The sequence below is a fragment of the Nitritalea sp. genome (assembly GCF_054166705.1).
The window spans coordinates 44,289-64,925 of record NZ_JBSZCV010000018.1 but is presented as its reverse complement, the minus strand read 5'-3'; the positions used below and the strand labels follow the sequence as shown (position 1 = coordinate 64,925).

Annotated in this window: 19 protein-coding genes and 1 tRNA gene; 14 read left to right on the top strand and 6 right to left on the bottom strand. The window is 48.3% G+C overall.

Annotated elements, in window-relative coordinates; all coding sequences use genetic code 11:
- Positions 1–577: 577 nt before the first annotated feature.
- On the bottom strand, positions 578–1,933 hold the full coding sequence (locus ACXIT9_RS13120; protein WP_458056697.1) for a DEAD/DEAH box helicase: 1,356 nt from the start codon (positions 1,931–1,933) through the stop codon (positions 578–580).
- Between the two features lie 103 nt (positions 1,934–2,036).
- Between ACXIT9_RS13120 and ACXIT9_RS13115 the strand changes: the two genes are divergently transcribed.
- From ACXIT9_RS13115 to ACXIT9_RS13080, 8 genes are all read left to right on the top strand, one after another.
- Entirely contained in the window at positions 2,037–3,389 is a 1,353-nt protein-coding gene (locus tag ACXIT9_RS13115) for a dihydroorotase (RefSeq protein WP_458056696.1), read from the top strand.
- 204 nt (positions 3,390–3,593) lie between these two features.
- Positions 3,594–3,669: transfer RNA gene (locus tag ACXIT9_RS13110), tRNA-His, on the top strand.
- Between the two features lie 136 nt (positions 3,670–3,805).
- Positions 3,806–3,940, top strand: coding sequence for a hypothetical protein (locus ACXIT9_RS13105; RefSeq protein WP_458056695.1), 135 nt, complete (start codon positions 3,806–3,808; stop codon positions 3,938–3,940).
- A 123-nt stretch (positions 3,941–4,063) separates the two neighbouring features.
- On the top strand, positions 4,064–5,980 hold the full coding sequence (locus tag ACXIT9_RS13100) for an amylo-alpha-1,6-glucosidase (RefSeq protein WP_458056694.1): 1,917 nt from the start codon (positions 4,064–4,066) through the stop codon (positions 5,978–5,980).
- A 12-nt stretch (positions 5,981–5,992) separates the two neighbouring features.
- Complete coding sequence (locus ACXIT9_RS13095; RefSeq protein ID WP_458056693.1) at positions 5,993–7,285, top strand: glycosyltransferase family 4 protein; 1,293 nt, start codon at positions 5,993–5,995, stop codon at positions 7,283–7,285.
- On the top strand, positions 7,282–8,511 hold the full coding sequence (locus ACXIT9_RS13090; RefSeq protein WP_458056692.1) for a glycoside hydrolase family 57 protein: 1,230 nt from the start codon (positions 7,282–7,284) through the stop codon (positions 8,509–8,511). The genes ACXIT9_RS13095 and ACXIT9_RS13090 overlap by 4 nt, the downstream gene beginning before the upstream one ends.
- Before the next feature lie 101 nt (positions 8,512–8,612).
- Positions 8,613–9,125 (top strand): RidA family protein, encoded by a 513-nt coding sequence (locus ACXIT9_RS13085; RefSeq protein ID WP_458056691.1) that lies wholly within the window; start codon positions 8,613–8,615, stop codon positions 9,123–9,125.
- A 57-nt stretch (positions 9,126–9,182) separates the two neighbouring features.
- Positions 9,183–10,037 (top strand): Cof-type HAD-IIB family hydrolase, encoded by an 855-nt coding sequence (locus ACXIT9_RS13080; protein WP_458056690.1) that lies wholly within the window; start codon positions 9,183–9,185, stop codon positions 10,035–10,037.
- A gap of 113 nt (positions 10,038–10,150) precedes the next feature.
- Here the strand turns inward: ACXIT9_RS13080 and ACXIT9_RS13075 are convergent, their stop codons facing one another.
- Together ACXIT9_RS13075 and ACXIT9_RS13070 are read right to left on the bottom strand one after the other, a co-directional pair.
- Complete coding sequence (locus tag ACXIT9_RS13075) at positions 10,151–10,837, bottom strand: DUF2461 domain-containing protein (protein WP_458056689.1); 687 nt, start codon at positions 10,835–10,837, stop codon at positions 10,151–10,153.
- A gap of 50 nt (positions 10,838–10,887) precedes the next feature.
- Positions 10,888–12,189, bottom strand: coding sequence for a UDP-N-acetylmuramoyl-tripeptide--D-alanyl-D-alanine ligase (locus ACXIT9_RS13070; RefSeq protein WP_458056688.1), 1,302 nt, complete (start codon positions 12,187–12,189; stop codon positions 10,888–10,890).
- A gap of 76 nt (positions 12,190–12,265) precedes the next feature.
- Here ACXIT9_RS13070 and ACXIT9_RS13065 point away from each other — a divergent pair, with 76 nt between their 5' ends.
- A complete protein-coding gene (locus ACXIT9_RS13065; protein WP_458056687.1) occupies positions 12,266–14,491 on the top strand; it encodes a T9SS type A sorting domain-containing protein in 2,226 nt (741 codons plus the stop codon).
- Positions 14,492–14,520: 29 nt separating this feature from the next.
- On the opposite strand, the gene porT is transcribed toward ACXIT9_RS13065, so the two are convergent.
- Positions 14,521–15,360 (bottom strand): type IX secretion/gliding motility protein PorT/SprT, encoded by an 840-nt coding sequence (gene porT, locus ACXIT9_RS13060; protein ID WP_458056686.1) that lies wholly within the window; start codon positions 15,358–15,360, stop codon positions 14,521–14,523.
- Positions 15,309–16,031 (bottom strand): bifunctional demethylmenaquinone methyltransferase/2-methoxy-6-polyprenyl-1,4-benzoquinol methylase UbiE, encoded by a 723-nt coding sequence (gene ubiE / locus ACXIT9_RS13055; RefSeq protein WP_040670848.1) that lies wholly within the window; start codon positions 16,029–16,031, stop codon positions 15,309–15,311. Before ubiE ends, porT begins: the two co-directional genes overlap by 52 nt.
- Before the next feature lie 122 nt (positions 16,032–16,153).
- Between ubiE and yihA the strand changes: the two genes are divergently transcribed.
- The 5 genes from yihA to ACXIT9_RS13030 all read left to right on the top strand — a co-directional run bounded on the left by yihA (position 16,154) and on the right by ACXIT9_RS13030 (position 19,320).
- The gene (yihA, locus tag ACXIT9_RS13050; RefSeq protein ID WP_458056685.1) at positions 16,154–16,798 is read left to right on the top strand and encodes a ribosome biogenesis GTP-binding protein YihA/YsxC; all 645 of its coding nucleotides are present in this window, start codon (positions 16,154–16,156) and stop codon (positions 16,796–16,798) included.
- 73 nt (positions 16,799–16,871) lie between these two features.
- The gene (locus ACXIT9_RS13045; protein ID WP_458056684.1) at positions 16,872–17,333 is read left to right on the top strand and encodes a DUF5606 family protein; all 462 of its coding nucleotides are present in this window, start codon (positions 16,872–16,874) and stop codon (positions 17,331–17,333) included.
- Between the two features lie 399 nt (positions 17,334–17,732).
- Positions 17,733–17,963 (top strand): hypothetical protein, encoded by a 231-nt coding sequence (locus ACXIT9_RS13040; RefSeq protein ID WP_458056683.1) that lies wholly within the window; start codon positions 17,733–17,735, stop codon positions 17,961–17,963.
- Between the two features lie 141 nt (positions 17,964–18,104).
- The gene (locus ACXIT9_RS13035; RefSeq protein WP_458056682.1) at positions 18,105–19,154 is read left to right on the top strand and encodes a DUF4221 family protein; all 1,050 of its coding nucleotides are present in this window, start codon (positions 18,105–18,107) and stop codon (positions 19,152–19,154) included.
- Entirely contained in the window at positions 19,126–19,320 is a 195-nt protein-coding gene (locus ACXIT9_RS13030) for a hypothetical protein (RefSeq protein WP_458056681.1), read from the top strand. The genes ACXIT9_RS13035 and ACXIT9_RS13030 overlap by 29 nt, the downstream gene beginning before the upstream one ends.
- A gap of 260 nt (positions 19,321–19,580) precedes the next feature.
- Here ACXIT9_RS13030 and fbp read toward each other — a convergent pair whose 3' ends face one another.
- Positions 19,581–20,615, bottom strand: coding sequence for a class 1 fructose-bisphosphatase (gene fbp, locus ACXIT9_RS13025; protein WP_458056680.1), 1,035 nt, complete (start codon positions 20,613–20,615; stop codon positions 19,581–19,583).
- Between the last annotated feature and the right edge of the window lie 22 nt (positions 20,616–20,637).

Sequence of the window (20,637 nt, the reverse complement as noted above, 5' to 3'; positions counted from 1 at the left end):
GGATATGAGCCCGACGAGCTACCAACTGCTCCATCCCGCGATATATTTTTATTCAATTGAGATCCGAACCTGTGTCCGCCTGGGCGGATATGAGCCCGACGAGCTACCAACTGCTCCATCCCGCGATATATCTTTATTCAATTGAGATTCGAACCTATGTCCGCCAGGGCGGATATGAGCCCGACGAGCTACCAAAGCTCCATCCCGCGATATATCTTTATTCAATTGAGATTCGAACCTATGTCCGCCTGGGCGGATATGAGCCCGACGAGCTACCAAAGCTCCATCCCGCGATATATTTTTATTCAATTAAGATTTGAACCTATGGCTGCCTTGGTGTAACAAGCATGATAAACATAGCATTACATCTTAATAATGGATTTCTATCAATCTCTGTTGGGGTGCGTGTCACTCCCTTATTGTGATACAAAAGTAGAGGTTATGGTTTAAAAAACCAAAGGTTTCTGGAAAAAACTTCAAAAATCGAGGTCTTGACAGCTATTTTTCCCTAAAAACCAATCGTTTTTTCTTGCTGAAGCACTTCAAAATGAATGCCTTAGCAAGAAAATCTCTTTGCCTACTTTTTTTTCCGATTTTGGCTCTTGAGCTGATTCCGATTGCGCTTTGCCTTCGCGTTTTTATTGCCTCGCTTCGGCTTAGGAGCCGTATAAGCAGAGGAAGGACGTGCTTTTTTCTCATGAAAGCCCCCCTTGAAATCAGGATCCTCCTTGCGCTTTTGGCTGTCTATTTCGCGCGCATACTGCTGCTTCTCCTCGAAAGGCGTCTCCGGAATCGAGACCTCCGCAGGAAGTTGCACCAGCGGAACAGGGCGACGAATGATCTCCTCGATTTTTTCCATATGGTACACCTCCGCAGGATTTACCATCGTCAGCGCATGGCCGCTTTGTTCTGCTCGGCCTGTTCGGCCAATACGATGGACATAATCCTCATAAATAAGCGGCACGTCGAAGTTGACCACATGACTGACCATACTGATATCCAGTCCTCGCGCTGCCACATCTGTGGCTACCAACACCCGGACTTCACCCGCTTTAAAAGCCTCCATGGCATTAATACGCGTATTTTGGCCTTTATTTGCATGGATGACACGTACCTCTCCTTCCACCTTGCGCTCCACAAAACTATAAACCGCCTCCGCATTTTTACGGGACTTCGTGAACACGATGACACGCTGAAATTCGCTTTGCGTCAGCAAATGTGCCAATAAATTAATTTTCGTTTTAATATTCGGCACCTCATACTTGACCTGTGTAATGGTTTCGGCCGTCGTCGCCTGAGGCGTTAGTTCCACCCGCTCAGGAAAGGCTAAAAACTCATGAGAAAGCTGTTCCACCTTCCCGCTAAACGTGGCCGAAAACAGGAGATTCTGGCGCTTCCGCGGGATGACCTCTAAAATGGAGCGTATCTGCGGCATAAAGCCCATGTCCAGCATCTTATCAGCCTCATCGAGCACCATCGTTTTCAGCTCCCGAGGAAAAAGCACTCCCTTACGGTAAAGTTCCATAAAGCGGCCGGGTGTGCTTATGAGAAGATCCACCCCCGCCTCTAAAGCCTCGATCTGGGTTTTTGGGCCGAGGCCCCCATAAAGCGCAAGCATCCGAATATCCGTATAAGCCGCAAATTTCTTCGCCTCCGTTTCGATCTGCATTACCAGCTCCCGGGTAGGGGCTAAAATTAAAGCGCGTGGATGCATGCCCTGCGCATACTTCACCTTAAATAGAATCGGAAGCAAATAGGCCGCGGTTTTTCCAGTACCAGTCTGGGCGATGCCCAAAACATCATGGCCAGCTAGTGTCAGCGGGATGGTTTTTTCTTGCACGGGCGTGGGCTTTTGATAGCCGGCTTCGCGCACAGCCTCTAAGAGCTGCTTGTTCAATTTAAAATCATCGAAAGATAATGGAGTTGCTGACATGATGTTGTATTTTTGGATGCAAAGCCCCCGGTTTTTCGCTTGGCTCTGCCTACTACAGCGGCTGCGATCGGGTCGTATTTATAAACCAAAACCCTATTCAAAAATGAAAAGTATCTTAATTACAGGTGCAAATATAGTAAATGAGGGGGAGATATCGCGAAAAGATGTGCTCGTGAAGGAGGGAAGGATTTTTAGCGTGGCACCAGATCTCTCCGAGTGGCGTGATCAGGTGGATACGGTTATCGAGGCGGACGGCCTACATCTTCTACCGGGCATCATCGATGATCAGGTGCATTTTCGTGAGCCAGGGTTAACGCATAAAGCAGAAATTTATACCGAAGCGAAGGCTGCCGTGGCTGGGGGCATTACCTCCTACATGGAAATGCCGAATACTGTGCCACAAGCCACTACGCTGGACCTACTAGAAGAAAAATATGCGATAGCGGCAGAACGTTCGCTGGCCAATTACTCCTTTTACATAGGTGCCACGAATGATAACGTCGATGAGCTCCTGCGCGTAGACCCAGCGCGCATCTGTGGGATAAAAGTGTTTCAGGGCTCTTCCACAGGAAATATGCTGGTTGATAATCCGGAAACCTTGGAAAAAATCTTTGCGCAGTGCCGCATCCTGATCGCGACGCATAGCGAAAATGATCACATTATTAAAGAAAATTTCGAGCGCTACCATCAGGAATATGGTGATGCCATTCCTATGCACCTGCATCCCAAAATCCGCTCGGAGGAGGCCTGCTACGATGCTTCCAAGCGGGTAGTGGACCTAGCGCGCAAGCATGGTGCTAAGCTTCATGTTCTTCATATCAGCACGGGAAAAGAGGTAGCACTCTTCGATGCGGGCATTCCGCTCGAAGAAAAGCGGATCACGGCTGAGGCATGCGTGCACCACTTGTGGTTTAGCGATGCCGATTACGAGCAGAAGGGGAGCTTGATCAAATGGAATCCGGCAGTGAAGACGGCTGAGGACCGCGATCGGATACTGGAAGGCGTGCTCAAGGGGCATATCGATGTCATCGCCACCGACCATGCTCCCCATACGCGTGAGGAAAAAGCGCAGCCCTACACCAAAGCCCCTTCAGGCGGGCCACTCGTCCAGCATAGCCTAGTCGCCATGCTAGACCTCTACCATGCCGGTAAAATTACGCTGGAGCAGATCGTAGAGAAAATGTGCCACCATGTCGCCATACTTTTTGAAATCAAGGAGCGTGGCTACATCCGTCCTGGCTACTGGGCGGATCTGGTCCTGGTAGACTTAAACCGCCCCTGGAAAGTGACAAAAGAAAATATCCTTTCGAAGTGTGGCTGGTCGCCCTTTGAGGGCCATACCTTTAAAAGTCAGGTGACACATACGCTGGTGTCAGGGCATTTGGCTTACGCCAATGGGCACTTTGATGAGCGCCAGAAAGGGCAGCGATTGGCTTTCGAGCGTAAGCCTTTTTAAGAAAAAAAAAATGGAGCACTGCGAATGTTTTTGTTGCAGTGCTCGCCTTCTCCTTCCACCGGCCTATCCACTGATAAAAAAAAATAGCTGATTATCAATTGCTTTCATTAGCACCTTAATTTTTTTTGGTGTTTTCAGGGTGGGTTGTTTGGAAAATGAAGAATACCTATTAATTTTGCATTCCAATCGGAGACGATTGTTTATGGTGATTGTAGCTCAGTTGGTTAGAGCGCTGGTTTGTGGCACCAGAGGTCGCCGGTTCGAGTCCGGTCTTTCACCCTGTATACCCCGCTTTTGCGGGGTTTTTTGTTTTATGAGGAGGTGTTTTTTTTGGTTTCTTAGTTTTTAAACCAATTGAACTTATTTGGTGGAGTTGGCATTTAAATTGATGAAATGAAATGGTAAACAGTGAACACATGGCATTTATATTATTACAAACCCAGTCTTTCGCTCCGAAAGTGCGCCCAGTGAATCTAAAATGCGTACAAGCCTATCAGGCGAAGTTCGAAGAGTCATTACGGAATTTGGAGAAACTCCAACAAGAATCGTAAAATATTACGGAAAGTAGTGTCAGTTCCTAAAGGTTGCCCCGCAGCAGCCTTTATTTTTTAGATAAAAGTTTGCGGTTCGGATTCAAAAAACTATTTTTATACGAATCTCCAAACGTTAAACTTATGAGCTACATTCATTTTGATAAAACTCAATTGATAAACCTGAATTACTCGTTATCAAGAGAGACTATCAGAACTAATCGAGGTGGCTGTTACACGAGTACAACTATAATCGGGTGCAATACTCGAAAGTATCATGGACTTTTAGTGTCACCACAACCTCAAATCGACGAGCAGCTGCACGTACTGCTCGCTACCGTACATGAAACGGTCATTCAGCGTGGGGCGAGTTTTAATTTAGGAATCACGAAATTTCCTGGCAACTACTCCCCTAGAGGACATAAATACCTCGAGGATTTTACTACCGAGCCGATTCCCAAGCTCACCTACAGAGTGGGAGGCGTTCTACTCCAAAAGGAATTGATCTTAGACACGAAGCGAGACCGTGTCATGATTCGATATACCTTATTAGAAGCACATTCACCTACGAAAATCCAGATCAAACCATTTTTAGCTTTTCGGGGCTACCATACGCTCGTTCACGAAAATGAACATGCAGATTTTAGCTATAAGGAGGTAAAGCAGGGTATTTCCATGTGCCCCTATCCGGTGTATCAACCGCTGTATATGCAGGTAAATAAGGATATGCAGTATGTGCATGAGCCGAACTGGTACCATCAGGTGGAGTATATTCAAGAAAGGGAGCGCGGATACGATTATCAAGAAGACCTGATTCAGCCTGGCTATTTTGAGTTTGAAATCGCTAAAGGGGAGTCGGTTATATTTTCTGCTGGGTTACAGGAGGCAGATCCTGATACACGGCAACAGTCTTTCGAGAAAGAGCTTTCCCGAAGGGTGCCACGAAATAATTTTGAAAATTGCCTAAAAAACTCTGCCGTACAGTTTATTCAGCGGCGTAATCAGAAGACGCATATCATCGCAGGGTATCCTTGGTTCGGGTGGTGGGGGAGAGATTCTTTCATTGCCGCACCCGGCTTGACCTTAGCATTAGACGATGAGCGTACCTTTTTAGAGGTGATGGATACCTTAGTGGCCGATATGCAGGGGCCTTTTTTTCCGAATGTGGGTAGTGGGGTGATGCGTAACATGCGCTCCATCGATGCGCCTTTATGGTTTTTTTGGTCACTACAGCAGTACGTCCGCTACACAGGGGATAAAGAAACCGTGCGCGAGCGTTATGCTGACGCCATGCTGACGATCATAGAAGGCTTTATCACGGGAACAGAGTTTAATATTAAGGTACAGGTTAATGGCCTTCTTTACGGCGGAGAGGAAGGCGTGGCACTCACTTGGATGGATGCGGTCAACTCTGACGGCCCGGTGACACCTCGTATCGGTTGCCCAGTGGAAGTAAATGCGCTTTGGTATAATGCACTTTGTTTTTATGATGAAGTCATGGGCGAAGCCCGTTTCCAGGAGCGGGCGGAGCTCACGAAGGCCAGTTTTCTCCAGTTTTTCTGGGACGAAAAGCGCGGATTTTTAGCAGACTTAGTGACAGAAACGGGCGCAGATTGGGTCATCCGGCCCAATATGATTTTTGCAGCTTCGCTGCCCCATAGCATGCTGACAGAAGAGCAGATGAACCGAGTCGTAGAGACGGTTCGCTCGAAGCTACTCACGCCGAGAGGGCTACGTACACTTTCTCCCGATGATCCAGGTTATAGGGGCTATTATCAGGGCAATCAATACACCCGGGATCTGGCCTACCACTGCGGCACAGTTTGGCCTTGGCTACTTGGTGCTTTTGTGGATGCTTACTTGCGCCTACATGGGAAAGCGGGCAAGCATTTCGTGGAGAAAATCATCGCTTCCTTCGATGAGGTCATGAGTCAGTACGGGGTGGGCACTGTGGCGGAAATTTACGACGGAGACCCACCGCACCGTCCGAAAGGTGCTATTAGTCAGGCGTGGTCTGTGGCGGAGTTGTTACGCATAATGCGAGAAATTAAGAACCTATAAATCGAGGATTGCATGAAAGTTTTAATGTTCGGGTGGGAGTTTCCACCGCATATATCTGGAGGTCTAGGAACGGCCTGCTATGGTTTAGTTAAAGGCCTCGTGCACCATAAGCAAGATATTATTTTTGTCGTACCGAAATTATGGGGGGACGAAGAGCCCTTAGCAGATTTTGTGAATGCCAGTGGAATTACGATCGATTATAGGGAACGTCGCTTTAAGGAAATTTGGAAAAGTCTCACTTACTTGGAAGTGAGCAGCTTTTTAGTACCTTACCTCGGTCCGGAGGAGTTTAGCCGCTACACGGAGCATGCCCTTTCGGAGGGGGCTGATGTGGATGAGAGTGTTTTTTCTTCCAAGTTTGAGTTTAGTGGTAAGTACGGGAAGGACCTGATGAAGGAGGTGTCACGCTATGCCTTGGTAGCGGCCCAAATCGCGAAAAATAAGGAGCATGATGTCATTCACGCCCACGACTGGCTGGCGTATCCTGCAGGGGTGGCGGCGAAGCGAATTAGTGGAAAGCCACTGGTGGCGCATATTCATGCCACCGAGTACGATCGTTCGGGAGAGTCTGTGAACCGGGCAGTATTCGATATCGAACGGGAAGGAATGATGGCGGCCGATCATGTGGTGGCTGTCAGTCACCTGACCCGAAAAGTGGTCATCGAGAAATACGGCATTCCAGCAGAAAAAGTCAGTGTGCTGCATAATGCTGTGCTCGATGCCAGCATCATTGAATCAAGCGTAAAAAAGAAGGTCCCAGAAAAAATCGTCACCTTCCTCGGTCGAATTACCTTCCAGAAAGGCCCCGAATACTTCGTGGAGGCAGCTAAAAAGGTCTTAGACCGCGACCCAAATGTCCGCTTCGTGATGGCTGGCAGCGGGGATCTCCTCAATAAAATGATCGAACGCGTAGCAGAGCTTGGCATGGGCACCCGTTTTCACTTTACAGGCTTCCTAAAAGGTCAGGATGTGGACGATATGTACGCCATGTCGGATGTTTATGTGATGCCATCCGTTTCGGAACCTTTCGGCATCGCGCCGCTAGAGGCGGTGCGCCATAATACACCAGTGATCATTTCGAAACAATCCGGCGTGGCAGAAGTGCTGCAAAATGCCATCAAAGTAGATTTTTGGGATGTGGACGCCATGGCGGATGCGATGTTCGGCCTACTCCACTATGATAGCATCTCGAAAATGTTTAAAGAACTCGGCAGCGAGGAGTTGAAGAAGCTCAAGTGGGAGCATGTCGCCGAGAAATTAGTAAAAGTTTACGATACCCTACACCAGAACCATACTGCATCATGAGAACCATTTGTTTTTACTTTCAAGTACACCAGCCGTATCGGATAAAGCCGTATCGGTTTTTTGATATAGGAGAAGATCACTACTACTGGGACGATTACAGTAATCGTTCTATCATGCGAAAGGTGGCCCAAAAATGCTATCTGCCCATGAATAAGTTGCTCTTAGAGCTGATTCATGCGCACGAAGGCCGTTTTAAAGTGGCCTTCAGCATCTCCGGGGTTTGCCTCGATCAGTTCGAAGCCTACGCGCCAGATGTATTGGATTCTTTCCGTGAGTTAGTCGCCACTGGGCATGTGGAGCTCCTCGCCGAAACCGATGGTCACGCCCTTTCCGCCCTGAAAAGTAAAGAGGAGTTTTCCCGTATGGTGGAGCGACACAGCGCGAAGATCGCCAAACACTTCCATGGCTATACCCCGAAAACATTCCGTAATACCGAGCTCATTTACTCTGATAAAATCGGAGAAATGGTCTATGACATGGGCTACAGCACCATCCTAACCGAAGGTGCCAAGCATATCCTCGGCTGGAAATCTCCGAATTTCGTCTACACCGCAGCTTCTCAGCCCAAGCTAAAAGTCCTGCTAAAAAACTTCCAGCTCAGTGATGATATTGCTTTCCGATTTAGCAATAAAACCTGGCCGGACTATCCGCTGACAGTGGATAAATTTATCCGCTGGATCCGCGAAATTCCTGCCGAACAGGAGACGCTCAACTTATTTATGGACTATGAAACCTTCGGGGAGCATCAGTGGGCAGACTCGGGTATTTTCGAGTTCATGCGCGCATTACCTGCCGCGGTTTTACAGGATACCTCCTTTAATTTCTCCACCCCAGCAGAAGTGGCTGAACATGCAAAGCCCATCGCTCCGATTCAAGTGCCCGTGCCGATTTCCTGGGCCGATGAAGAGCGCGATCTTACCGCCTGGCTCGGGAATGACCTCCAAAACGAAGCCTTTACCAAGCTGTATGAGCTCGAAGCAGATGTCCTGTTACTCACCGATGACTACGATATACAGCGCGACTGGACCTACCTGCAGACTTCAGATCACTTTTATTACATGTGTACCAAGTTCTTCTCTGATGGGGACATTCATGCCTATTTCAGCCCCTATGATACACCATACGATGCGTTTATTAACTATATGAATGCGCTGAGTGACTTCATTTTGCGCGTAAAGCGGGCGAAAAAAGCGTTGGCGGCAGCCAAAACCGAAACCGATTTATAAGGCCGGTGTCCGTTTATCCAGAAATAAGAGGGAGTCTTCGGACTCCTTTTTATATTTGTTAGCTATAGTCGTTTTCTTCGAAGACCCAAAACCCATTCGCCATGAACATTAACCGAATTTTATACCGATCGCTTTCGCTCTCCTGCCTGGCCCTCCTGGGCTATGCCTGTCAGCCAGCCCCTTCTGCCGCCGATTCCGGTGAAATCATACGCTTAGACCGTCCCGATGCCAGTATCCTGCGGGGGGTGCATGTGCCTGCCGGCAAAAGCTATTTCTATACCTCCGGCCTCGTAGCGCCAGTGTTGAACCCCGAAGCTGAACCGGGTAGTGAAGCGCGCTACGGCGATACCTATACCCAAAGCATCGGCATCTTAAAGCGCATCCAAGAAACACTCGCTGAAGAAGACTATGGTCTGGAGGATATAATTTTCCTGCGCGTATATATGGCCCCTGATGCGGAGGGAGAAATCGACTGGCAAGCTTGGTTTAAGGCCTATGGGGAGTTTTTTAACACCACGGAAAACCCGAATAAGGTAGCCCGTTCTACGGTAGGGGTCTATGCGCTGGCTAACCCTGACTTACGCATCGAAATCGAAGCAGTGGCGGCCAAGTAAGCTAACCCAGGCACCTGAACTTCCATCCTTTACACGTTTAAACCGTTATTAGTTATCATGCGACGTATCCGCGCCATCTGTACCGATATCGACGGGACACTCCTTAACGCCGACCGACAGCTTTCTGACCGTCTTTTGCGCATCATGCGCAAAATCCCAAAAGAGGTGCCCTTCATCCTGGCTTCCTCCCGCATGCCCGACGCCATGCGCCATCTGCTCCACCGACTAGACCGCCCTGATGAGGCCCTGATCTGCTATAATGGAGCCTATGTGCTCAGACCTAAGAGGCAGGCCGAGGACTCGTTTCGCTCAGAACGCAGGGTGCTCGCCGATGTGCCTATACCCGTGGAGGTCTGTTCCCAGCTGCTCGCACTCCCGGAAAGCAAAGCCATTCACCTTTCCCTTTACCAAGGGGAACACTGGTACGAGCCAGAAAAAGATCAATGGGCTCTCCGGGAAATCAGAAACACGCAGGTGGAGCCAGCTTTTCGTGCAGCAGAGGAGGTACTCCACCACTGGCAGCAGCAAGGCCTTGGCGCACATAAGGTCATGTGCATGGGGGAAGCAGCTGATGTAGCTGCCTTTACCGAGGCGGCACGCGCACGGGTAGAGGAACAGATTCATCTCTACCGCTCGAAAGACACCTATCTGGAAATGGCGCCGAAAGCCATCTCCAAAGCGCATGGCTTGCAGCTCCTTTTAGAGGATGCCTACACCTTCGGGCCAGAGGAAGTGGTCGCCTTTGGGGATAATTTTAACGACACCGACCTGCTGCGCGCCGTAGGTTTAGGGGTGGCCGTGGCCAATGCACAGGAGGAGGTGTTGCAGGTGGCGGATGCACATACCGCCACAAATAAGAAGGATGGCGTGGCACTCTTCCTGGAAAAATTATATGCCGATGGGGCGTTTTAGCGCCGGCTGCTTTACTGGCCTCATGCCTCATTTGCTAATCGCGAATGCATGAGCATCTAGTGTGCGTGCTTCTAATAGAGTAGCTACCAGGCCTTTCGTCTGCTTTGCTCTTATTAGATAGGTAGTAGGCCTTCTCCACTTTCACTCTCTTCGCTGGCGCGCAAAATGAAATCGTGAAAGGGCTTGCCGGCCTCCCAGGCGGCCAGCGCTTCTGCTACGAAACGCCCGCTCTGAACGCTCGCATCCGAAATGGGACGGCTAAGGATAAAGCTTTTAAAGCGTAAAAGTGTGATATGGGGATGGTCTGCCGCATAGCCTTTTGGACTGGTCTTCAACTGCTCCCCGCTCATCTCGCTAAAGGTGCTGCGGACTTTCGGGCTGTCTAAAATACCCTGCATCTCCTCCCCATTATAGTCGATCTCCTGTCGGATATGCTTGAGGATAGGTGCTGGAGGCATCCAGACGCCCACCGCTAAAAAGGAAGCGCCCGGCTCCAAATGTATGTAGTAACCAGGACCTTCTGATTTTTTACCCCCGAGGGCTAGATAGGCTGCCAAATTCGTTTTGTAAGGGTTTTTATTGGCCGAAAAACGGATGTCCCGGTTTTGACGGAATACGCAGTCCTTGGCTTGCAGATGTGCTAGACCAGGCTCGAAATGCACGGCGCCCTCCAGCAGCTGACCCACATCCCCTAAAAAAGCTTTGCGCACCGCTTGGTAATCATCGCGGTGAGCATCCATCCATTCTTTCGTGTTATGTTCGCGCAGAACGCTCAGAAATTCCAAGTAGCCAGTAGCCATAAGCAGTTTTTTTTCGTGAAAGTGTCTTTTCTAAGGGATAACTTCCCCCATCAAATAAAGTCTACCAACCCCTCTAATTTCATCCCGCGGCTCCCTTTTATGAGGATCAAATGCTCCTCCAGCGCGGAATCGGCGAGCCAGTTGCGGAAGGAGAAGGGGTCGGGAAAATACAAAGCACGCATCGGCGCACGGCCTAGCGCTGCCTGCACATGGCGACCGGTGAAGCAGATCACATCGAAGGGAAAGCGGCTCACCAGCTCCCCCAGCCGTGCGTGTTCCTCCTCGGTTTCAGCGCCCAGCTCGTACATGTCGCCTAGAATAAGCATTTTTTTCTTCGGGCTTTCCATTTGGCCGAAGGCCAAAATAGCAGCTTCCATACTGGAGGGATTTGCATTATAGGCATCTAGAAGGATCGTGTTCGTCCGCTTTTCGAGCACCTGGCTGCGCATATTTTCAGGCGTATAGGTAGCGACGGCGGCGATGGCCTCCTGCGCCGGTACCTCGAAAAATGCAGCCACGGCCAGAGCTGCGGCGATGTTCCCGAAATTATAGGCTCCCAGCAGGCGGGTAGAGTGGATCCTTTCGGAACCATCCACGGTAAAGCGCACGAAAGGCGTGGCATCCAGCAGCTGTGCAGCAAAGTGATTCCCCGGAAGGGGATAGGTGAATACCCGCTGAAAGCGCTTTTCCATGTGTGCCAATTTCGGATCCAAAGTATTTAAAAACACCATGCCTCCCGTGCTGCGGAGATGCTGGAATAGCTCGGTTTTCGTCTTTAAGACCCCTTCCGCGCCCCCCATGCCCTCGAGGTGCGCCTTGCCGATATTCGTGATGAGACCATGCGTGGGCAGGGCGATGGCACAAAGCTCCTGAATGTCTCCCTGTTTATTGGCTCCCATCTCGATGATGGCCAGCTCCGTCTCCCTCGGCAAGCGCAGCAGGGTAAGCGGCACCCCGATATGGTTGTTGAGATTACCGAATGTTGCCCCGACACGGAATTTACGCGCCAGCGCTGCATGCAGGAGCTCCTTCGTCGTTGTCTTGCCATTACTCCCCGTCAGGGCTAGGACCGGAATGGACAGCTGCTCCCGGTGGTGGCGCGCGAGGGCCTGCAGGCTGCTTAGCACATCTTCCACCCAGAGGTAGCGGGGATCCTTTCCGAGCGCAGGCAGCTTGGGGTCATCGACTACCACAGCCCGAGCACCCTTTTCCAGGGCCTCCGCAGCATGGGTATTGCCATCGAAGTTCGGCCCTTTCAGGGCAAAAAACAGTTCTCCGGCCTTCAGGCTCCGCGTGTCGGTGCTGACACCTTCGGCACTTAGATAGTGAGCATAAAGCTGCGCGATTTCCATCCTAGTTTCGTATTTTTAGGTGCCCAAAGATAACAAAATATAGCGTTATCCGAATTCCTTACGTTATACTAGCCGTATGAGCGACTCTTTACTCCGCCTAAGCAGCCTTCTCCTGATGGCTTGCTGGGTGCTTTCCTTTGGGGCTGCCGCCCAAAACCCCCTGCTTCGTGCCGAAATAGGTCCGGACTGGGTGCGGGGTGGGCAGGTCTTTCCCGCTGCCTTCAGCGGCGGGTTTAATGCCGCCCAGTTTCAGTTTATGGATGTCGATGCCGATGGGAATGAAGAAGTGGTGCTGTGGGATATCAACAGTCGGCAGGTACAGGTATTTAAGGAAACGCCTGAGGGCTTTCGTTTCATGCCGGAATATGCCTACTACTTTCCCGCCTCCATAAATGGCTTTCTCGTCTTGGCCGATTATAATGGAGACGGTCGTAAAGATGTTTTTACCAGCTCTCCTTTCGGTATCCGCGCCTATCGAAACATCACGCCGGCGGGACAGGCGTTTCCGGAGTTTGAGCTGGCAGAAAATTTCTTACGTCTCGAAAATGGCTCCAACGTGCAGGCAAATAATCTCGACATCCCCTTGCTGGCGGATATTGATGGGGATGGAGACCTGGATGTCATCACCTTTAATTTTGCGGCAGGCGATTTCTTAGAGCTCTACTTGAATACCAGCGTGGAGCGTACAGGCAGTCCGGGTATCGATGCCTTTGCCTTTCCAGTGCGCCGCTGGGGACGTTTTGAGTTTTGTGACTGTGCACGGCTGAGCTTCGGGGAAACCTGTAATGGGCTGCCTATCGCCCGCATGCAGCTTCCCGAGGCGCTGGAGCAGGTGCGTCGCGAAGGGGAAGCGGAAAGGAGACCGGGGCAAGAAGATGCCGAAGGCGCTCGCATAGAGCACGCCGGCGGGCATTCCCTCCTGTATGCCGATTTTAATGGAGATGGTCAGGCAGACCTTCTCATCGGACAGGATGCTTGCAGCCGTTTGTACTTTTTGCCGAATGCCGGCACGCAGGCGGATCCTGACTTTCGCTCTTTTAGCCATGAGCTGCCAGGCTTCGGGCCGCTGCCCGAATTTCCGATCTTTCATGCGGCACAGCTGTTCCGAGGGGATCTGCTCATAAGCTCGAACGCAAATGACCTGGCCGGCATCTTTCGGGCAGATTATCGTCAAAACACGTTTCGCCTACTGGCCGACGGAGGTGGCTTGACGGTGCCTTTCCTGCAGTCGGAGCAACTGGATTTTGGGGAGAATTTACGCCCCGCTTGGCTGCCCAAGCTGCCTGGAGAGGAAGGCCTGCTGACTGCCAACACCCTGCTAGGGAATCGCGTAGTCGGTCAGGCGATCCGCGTCCGGCAGCGGGAAGATGGGAGCTGGGAGTTGCTGGAAGAGGATGCCTTCGGCCTGGCCGCCTTACAGTTTACCGATCTACAGCTACAGCGCCTAGCGCTTCCAGAGGGAGGGGAGCGCTTCTTTTTAGCCGGCACTGATACGGTGGGCTTCGCGCTGGAAAAGCGTCTTTTCATCGCCTCGGATGCTCGTTTTTCGGAATTGGAAGAGCTTATCGTTCCTGCGCCCGGGGGATTCTCGCAGCCACTGGACCATTATGAGTTTTTTCTCTACGAAGAGGAAGTTCACCTGCTGTTAGCCCGCCAAAATGGGGAGCTGATCCTGATGCGCCTACAGGAAACGGCAGGAGGCCCCCAGCTGGAGCTTGTGGAAAATGAGTTTTTAGGCATTCGCGATAATCCGGCAGCACGGAATCTGAATGTGCACGTGCTGCCGGGAGAAAGGCCTCATTTGCTCACATCGGATCAGCGCGGGGCTCTTTTTTTCTATCCCGCTTTTATGGAGGGGACTGGACAGCGGGAGCAGATCCCACTAGAGCTGCTTGCTGCTGCTCGTAAGGAGCCTCGTACGCGGCTGGCGCGCAATTCTTTTTTACAAGCTTACGCCTTAGAGGAAGATAAGTGGCGCCTTTTTGTCGGGACCACAGGCGGAGGACTGCTGACGTTTTCGCTAAGTGGGGTGCCGAACGTTCCTTTACGTCCGGAGCGTCCGCAGCTACGACTCTTCCCGAACCCGCTCGCTTTACGGCAGGGGCAGGAGCTGAAGCTCCAAAGCAGCCACAGTGGTGAGCTACAGCTGGTGGCGCTACAGGGGGCCGTGCTCGCGGAAGGGGTTTCTATTCAGGCAGGGCAAACAGTGACCTGGTCCTTACCTCCATTGGCCGCAGGCATGTATCTCATCGTGCTTCAGCATGCGGGAGGTAAAAGCGTAAAAAAGCTAATTGTGCAGTAGCGCCGGGAGTACTATTGGGGACTGTTTGCTTATTGGAAATTAAAAATGAGTCGGATGTTTCGTCTTCGTACGCTCTGTATGGCATCGCCATAGTTGGTATTGTTAAGGTCTGCTCCTGCCTGATACACATCGAGGAGCCCATGGGAGAAGCGAATTTCAGGAGACCACTTGAAAAAGCGGAAATAAATATCGAAGCCCATGCCGAGTTCTAGGGAGAGGTCTTGACCGGAGAGCACAAGGTCCTCTAAGTTGGCTTCATCCTGTGACTTGGTGCGGAACATATAATTCAGTCCGCCGATAAAATACATGCGCGTATTGTTAAAGCGCTGTGACTTGTATTTTAGGAGAAGGGGAAGCTCCACCATGGTCGCATCGAAACTCACGGGTGTTTGCGTCAGCGGCAGCGTTTCTGCGCCGCCTATAGGGTTGTCGGTAAAAGTGTAGCGCATCAACTCATGCTCATAGAAACCCACTGCGGGGGTAAAGAGCAGGTTGACTTGATCATCTAACCGAAGAATACCCAAGAAGCCAAGGGAAAATCCAACAGTCTGCAAAGGGACAAGGCTGTGAAGCTGTGCTCTAGCCGGTTCATTCACCGTTTGTGCAGGAGTGTTAGTACCCGTGGTGATCGGCTGGGCTGGGTTCGGCGTCATCATAAAGGCATCGCTGTACCGTACCCGGAAACTAGAGCGATGACCAGAAAGGAAGAAGCCATAGCTGACCAATTTATCGTCTTGCCCCGAGCTATTGATGGGATTGAAGCGTGCTTGGCTGAAAGCCTGAAAACTTAGCGCCAAAAAAAGGGCGCCAAGAAGTATTATTTTACACCGACGTAAATCGAGCTGATGCCGAAAGTGAGTGGCTTGCATACTGTCTGTTTAAAACCTACCTTTTCTAATACAGAGAGGAAATCCTTTCCATCCGGAAACACCTGTACAGACTCGGGTAAGTAGGTGTAAGCGGAGGTGTCTTTAGAGACGACCTTTCCGATTTGTGGCAAGATATAGGTAAAGTAAAAGTTATACAACTGTTTCATCGGGAAAGCACGAGGCTTGGAAAATTCTACGATGACGGTTTTGCCGCCAGGCTTCAGCACCCGGTACATATCCGATAGGCCTTTTTCCAAGTTTTCGAAATTCCTTACTCCGAAGGAAACGATGACAGCATCGAATTTATTATCTTCGAATAACAGCTTCTCGGAGTCTCCGAGCTGCAGGTCGATAATGTGCTCGAGCTTTTTCTTTTTCATTTTCTTTTTACCCTCGGCGAGCATCCCTTCTGAAATGTCCACGCCGATGATCTTTTCGGGCTTTAGGGCGAGTGCCTCGATGGCGAAATCTCCCGTGCCGGTGGCGATATCTAAGATCAATTTAGGTTGATCTTTTTTCAGTAGCTTCACCGCTTTTTTTCTCCACTGAATATCTATTCCTAAGCTGAGCAGGTGATTTAAGAAATCGTATTTGGGACTGATGTTGTTAAACATCTCCGCTACCTGCTGCTTTTTCCCCTCGTTTTTATCCTTATACGGTACTACTGACATGATCGCTAATGAATTAAAGTGCAATAATACTACAATAACCTGAGCCCAGGAAAAATGTTGGCCAATATTCTCCGCCATCCTGTGGAAAAAGCCCTACCTTTGTGTTTAAACATCGATTCCGTATGATTAAGCAAGCACGTTTTTTAGTCAGCAATACCGACTACGCGAAATGCCCCGAGCCGAACAAGCCGGAGTTCGCCTTTATCGGTCGTTCGAATGTGGGCAAGAGCTCGCTTATCAATATGCTGACAGCACACAAGGGCCTAGCGAAAACTTCCGGGCGACCGGGGAAGACCCAGCTCATTAATCATTTTGAGGTGGATACGAGCTGGTACATGGTAGATTTACCCGGTTATGGCTTCGCCAAAGTGAGCAAGTCGCTGAAGGAAAATTGGGACAAGATGATCAAAGGATACCTGACGAATCGGACCAATTTGGAGGCTGTTTTTGTGCTGATCGATAGTCGACTAGAGCCTCAACAGATTGATTTACAGTTTATCACCTGGTGTGGCGAAAATGAGGTACCGATTGTGCTGATTTTTACGAAGGCGGATAAGCAGTCGCACAGTAAAACTATGGGACAGGTAAATGCGTTTTTAAAAGCAGTCACGGAGATTTTTGAAGAAGCGCCTTTGTATTTTATTTCCTCTGCCGAAAGCGGCAAAGGAAGGGAAGAGATCATCGGCTTTATTCAGTCTATCGTGCGCGGTGAGTTCGAAGAGCAGGAAGAGGGAGACGGAGATGACGATGCTGAAGAAGGCAATTAAAAACTTGTGGAAATGCGGCGAACATGTACCTTTGCAGTCCCTATCATGTTCCATTCGAAAATAACTTGAGAAGATGAAATTTAATGAAATAGCCACCGTATCAGGCAAACCTGGTTTATACAAAGTACTGAAGCCCACGCGCAGCGGGGTGATTTTAGAAGCTTTCGACGCGAAGAAAAGTAAATTGGTCGTAGGAGCCAATCAACGTGTATCCATCTTGAGCGAAATCTCGATTTATACCTTGACAGAAGAGGGGTCAGCTCCTTTAGAAGAGGTGCTGCAGACGATAGAAGCTGAATTTGCAGGTGATCTCGGCCTAGATAACGCTGCGGATCAGGATGAATACCGTGCCTTTTTAAAGCATGTGCTGCCAGATTTCGATGAGGAGAAAGTATACGTTTCAGATATCAAAAAGCTAATTGCTTGGTATAAAATTTTACGAGAATTCGCTCCTGAACTGTTAACGAAGCCTGAGGAGCCCGCAGAAGATCCTGTAGACACTACCGCTTCGGATCAAGAAGAGCCTTCTAAGTAAACATGCAGAGGCCTTACGGCCAAAAGTTTTTTATGACCTCCCACTCGGGAGGTTTTTTTTTGCACAAGTGGCGGTCCAGAAGCACTAGCTACATTAAATGCAGTTCTCCGAAAAAGATATGGCATGTGAGACTCATTCTCTCAAAGTGGTACAAACCGAACCCTTAAATCCACCCTCTAAATGGTTCAAGAACCCTGGATCATTCTAAAGTCAATAGGTAGTTCGTGGAAGGGATACCCGTATTTTTATAAGATGAAAAATACGTTTTACTTGCAAAAGAAAAAAAAAGGAGTATGTTTGAGAAGAAGAGTTAATAAGTGTGTCCGAATTGATTTTTTTGGGGAAAACTAAGACTAGCCTCGCGCATTGCAAAGTAGTCCTAACTTAAACGATAACCTTATGGGCTATGTAAAATCCATTACGTATGTGGCATTACTTTGTGTCGGTTTCTTTTTTGTTTCCTTTGAAACCACAGCAGATTGCACATTAACCACGAAAACAGGGACAGATGGCAGATGTTTTATGGTGGATGGTGAATTTACCTGTCTAGAAAGATCAGAGGATAACCATTGCTTTACCAATTCTGGGGGTGGTGATGATTCTGAAATTCCGGACAGTTTAGAATTTTAATCTATCGGGGCTTTTTGGCCCCGATAAATTTCCAACCTATGAAACAAAAAAAGCTCAAAAAAATTCTTTGTTTTTTTCATTATTTTATTTTGTCTTTACTCCTGTAAAGTCGATCATAAAACTTCTTCTAACACTTTTGTTTTGAAGAAGATCGGGCAGCTAAACTTACCTTTAGATGACGAAAGTACCGGTAGGAATACGTATACTGATTTTGTTTTGATAGATGGTGTGCCTCATTTATCTTTCCTAAATAAAAAAAATAACTCCATCTACTTTTATGATTTGGTTTCAGAAGCGCTAACAGAGAAGATCAAGTTTCCGAAAAATGGTCCTAATAATTTTGGGGGAATAGTGGGTTATACCTTCATAAATTTGGATTCAATCTTTGTTTATGCTTATAATTCAGGTAAATTGACATTTACGGATCATACAAATGAGTTAAAAAAGTCTTATCGTGTACATCATGATCAACTGGAGGTAAAGCCTATGCCTGGGTCGTTAAATAAGATGCAACTTTTAGATAACATCTTGATTTTTAATGGATGGGGCTCTGAAAAGGAATACCATAAGAACGCTGCATTTCACAAAGATTCGTTTTTCTTCTTACATGTTTTGAAGGATTCAGTCTTTACCGACATTAAGTATCCGGATATGTATACAAATGGGATCTGGGGAGTTCAATATTTTCAGATCTATCATGATGTAAATCCATCAAAAAACGAACTAATTATATGTTATCCTATAGATAATAAAATTTATATTTATGATATTCTGTCAGGTACTATAAAGGCAGAAAAAATAAAAGGTGCTCCGGAATTGATAGTAAGTCCACTTTCAAAAGATAAATCGAAAATATCGGTTCAATTGATGGAAGAGATTCAGCATGTTAAATCGCAAAGTAGTTATGCTGGTATTAAATATTTTAGTGATAAAGGAGTTTATTTGAGATTTGTAGATCTACCCATTCAGGAAGATATCTTATTTTCAGGAGACATATTTAAAATTAGCTTCGGCCCATCTAAAATTCAGGTAATCTCTAATGATTTTAACTTTATTGGTGAGGTAAATATTGATGAAAATTATAATTTAAGTTCCTTGTTCTTTCACGATGGAAAAATTTACATTGAAAAAATTCAATTTGAAAATGAAGACTTGCTTATTTATGATATTTTTGAGCTTAACTTCATGTGATAAAAAGGAGGATGAAATAGAAAAATGGATGGCTTATGTTCAAAAACTAGATATCGAATATGATGCTAATTCAATTTATGTCTTTATCCCAAATGCTGGCTGTCCTGGCTGTCTGAGTACAGCAGAGGGTTTTTTATTGAATAATTTAAATTCCAAAGGTGCTTAATTTGTTTTTTCAAGTTCACTCTAAAAAAGATATCACGATTAAACTGGGTCAAGATATTTTTTCTGCTTGTAATGTATTAATCGCCTGTTATTCTATTTTGATGAGGGAGATTGACTGCAGGTGTTGAACTCCTTCAAATTTGCTTTGTATTTAAAAAGGAAGGTGAGCACCTGCGGCACTCACCTTCTCTATGGAAAAAACGTCGAACTGTTAATCATGAAACTTGTCGCTCCCTCCTTTAGAGGAGCTCTTCCCAACTGCTACTGTAATTTCACCGTCACCTCTTGCAAGAAAGATTCTGCCTCAGCAACCATTTTTTCCGAGCCGATATACAGGGGCGTCCGCTCGTGCAAGCTACTCGGCATAATGTCCATAATACGCATCATCCCATTGGTAGCTTTGGCGCCAGCCTGCTCTGCGATAAAGGCAAGTGCATTCGCTTCATATAAAAGGCGTAATTTTCCCTTCGGGTTTTTCGCTGTGCTGGGGTAAATATAAATGCCTCCTTTTAATAAATTTCTGTGAAAGTCGGCCACTAAACTACCTATATACCGACCGCTGTAACGACGCTCCTTACACGTATCCACATAGCGACGAACGCCTTCTTCCCAGTCGTAATAGGTGCCTTCATTTACGCTATACACATTTCCGTCCTTCGGGGCACACATGTTGGGGTGGCTAAGAAAAAACTCTCCTAAAGAGGCCTCGTACGTGAATCCGTTTACGCCATGACCCGTCGTATAGACTAACATGGTGGAAGAACCATATAGCACATAGCCTGCCGCCACCTGCTGGCTGCCCGGCTGCATGACATCCTCGATCTGTATGGGACTGCCCGTCGGCGTAATCCTTCTGTAGATCGAAAAAATCGTCCCGATAGATATATTGACATCGATGTTCGAAGAGCCATCTAGTGGGTCGATAGCGACCACATACTTGCCGGAACTGTTTTGTAGGTCGATAATCTCATCGTCTTCCTCGGAAACAATCGCGCAAACTTCACCCCCTTTCGTTAAGGCTCGCGTGAAACGTACATTCGCGATAACGTCCAGCTTCTGCTGCTCCTCGCCTTGCACATTCGTGTTTCCAATCGCTCCCGCGATATTACTGAGACCGGCCCGGTTCGTCTCGCGGTTCACAATCTTGGCCGCTAAGGCAATGTCCCGTAAAAGTTGGGAAAGCTCCCCGGACGCATACGGAAAATCATCCTGCTTGCTCTTGATAAAACGGTCTAAAGTAACTCCCACAGAATAGGCAAGATGGGAAGTGTCTGGCGTGTAGGCTTTGATCTTCATAGTAGAAAAATACAATTTTAAT

Excerpts from the sequence above, each read along its gene's own strand:
- ubiE (WP_040670848.1), bottom strand. The coding sequence starts at position 16,031 with ATGTCAGTAGTACCGTATAAGGATAAAAACGAGGGGAAAAAGCAGCAG.
- yihA (WP_458056685.1), top strand. The coding sequence starts at position 16,154 with ATGATTAAGCAAGCACGTTTTTTAGTCAGCAATACCGACTACGCGAAA.
- ACXIT9_RS13120 (WP_458056697.1), bottom strand. The coding sequence starts at position 1,933 with ATGTCAGCAACTCCATTATCTTTCGATGATTTTAAATTGAACAAGCAG.
- ACXIT9_RS13075 (WP_458056689.1), bottom strand. The coding sequence starts at position 10,837 with ATGGCTACTGGCTACTTGGAATTTCTGAGCGTTCTGCGCGAACATAAC.
- fbp (WP_458056680.1), bottom strand. The coding sequence starts at position 20,615 with ATGAAGATCAAAGCCTACACGCCAGACACTTCCCATCTTGCCTATTCT.
- ACXIT9_RS13100 (WP_458056694.1), top strand. The coding sequence starts at position 4,064 with ATGAGCTACATTCATTTTGATAAAACTCAATTGATAAACCTGAATTAC.
- ACXIT9_RS13040 (WP_458056683.1), top strand. The coding sequence starts at position 17,733 with ATGGGCTATGTAAAATCCATTACGTATGTGGCATTACTTTGTGTCGGT.
- ACXIT9_RS13090 (WP_458056692.1), top strand. The coding sequence starts at position 7,282 with ATGAGAACCATTTGTTTTTACTTTCAAGTACACCAGCCGTATCGGATA.
- ACXIT9_RS13080 (WP_458056690.1), top strand. The coding sequence starts at position 9,183 with ATGCGACGTATCCGCGCCATCTGTACCGATATCGACGGGACACTCCTT.
- ACXIT9_RS13045 (WP_458056684.1), top strand. The coding sequence starts at position 16,872 with ATGAAATTTAATGAAATAGCCACCGTATCAGGCAAACCTGGTTTATAC.
- ACXIT9_RS13030 (WP_458056681.1), top strand. The coding sequence starts at position 19,126 with ATGATATTTTTGAGCTTAACTTCATGTGATAAAAAGGAGGATGAAATA.
- ACXIT9_RS13115 (WP_458056696.1), top strand. The coding sequence starts at position 2,037 with ATGAAAAGTATCTTAATTACAGGTGCAAATATAGTAAATGAGGGGGAG.
- ACXIT9_RS13070 (WP_458056688.1), bottom strand. The coding sequence starts at position 12,189 with ATGGAAATCGCGCAGCTTTATGCTCACTATCTAAGTGCCGAAGGTGTC.
- porT (WP_458056686.1), bottom strand. The coding sequence starts at position 15,360 with ATGCAAGCCACTCACTTTCGGCATCAGCTCGATTTACGTCGGTGTAAA.
- ACXIT9_RS13085 (WP_458056691.1), top strand. The coding sequence starts at position 8,613 with ATGAACATTAACCGAATTTTATACCGATCGCTTTCGCTCTCCTGCCTG.
- ACXIT9_RS13105 (WP_458056695.1), top strand. The coding sequence starts at position 3,806 with ATGGCATTTATATTATTACAAACCCAGTCTTTCGCTCCGAAAGTGCGC.
- ACXIT9_RS13095 (WP_458056693.1), top strand. The coding sequence starts at position 5,993 with ATGAAAGTTTTAATGTTCGGGTGGGAGTTTCCACCGCATATATCTGGA.
- ACXIT9_RS13065 (WP_458056687.1), top strand. The coding sequence starts at position 12,266 with ATGAGCGACTCTTTACTCCGCCTAAGCAGCCTTCTCCTGATGGCTTGC.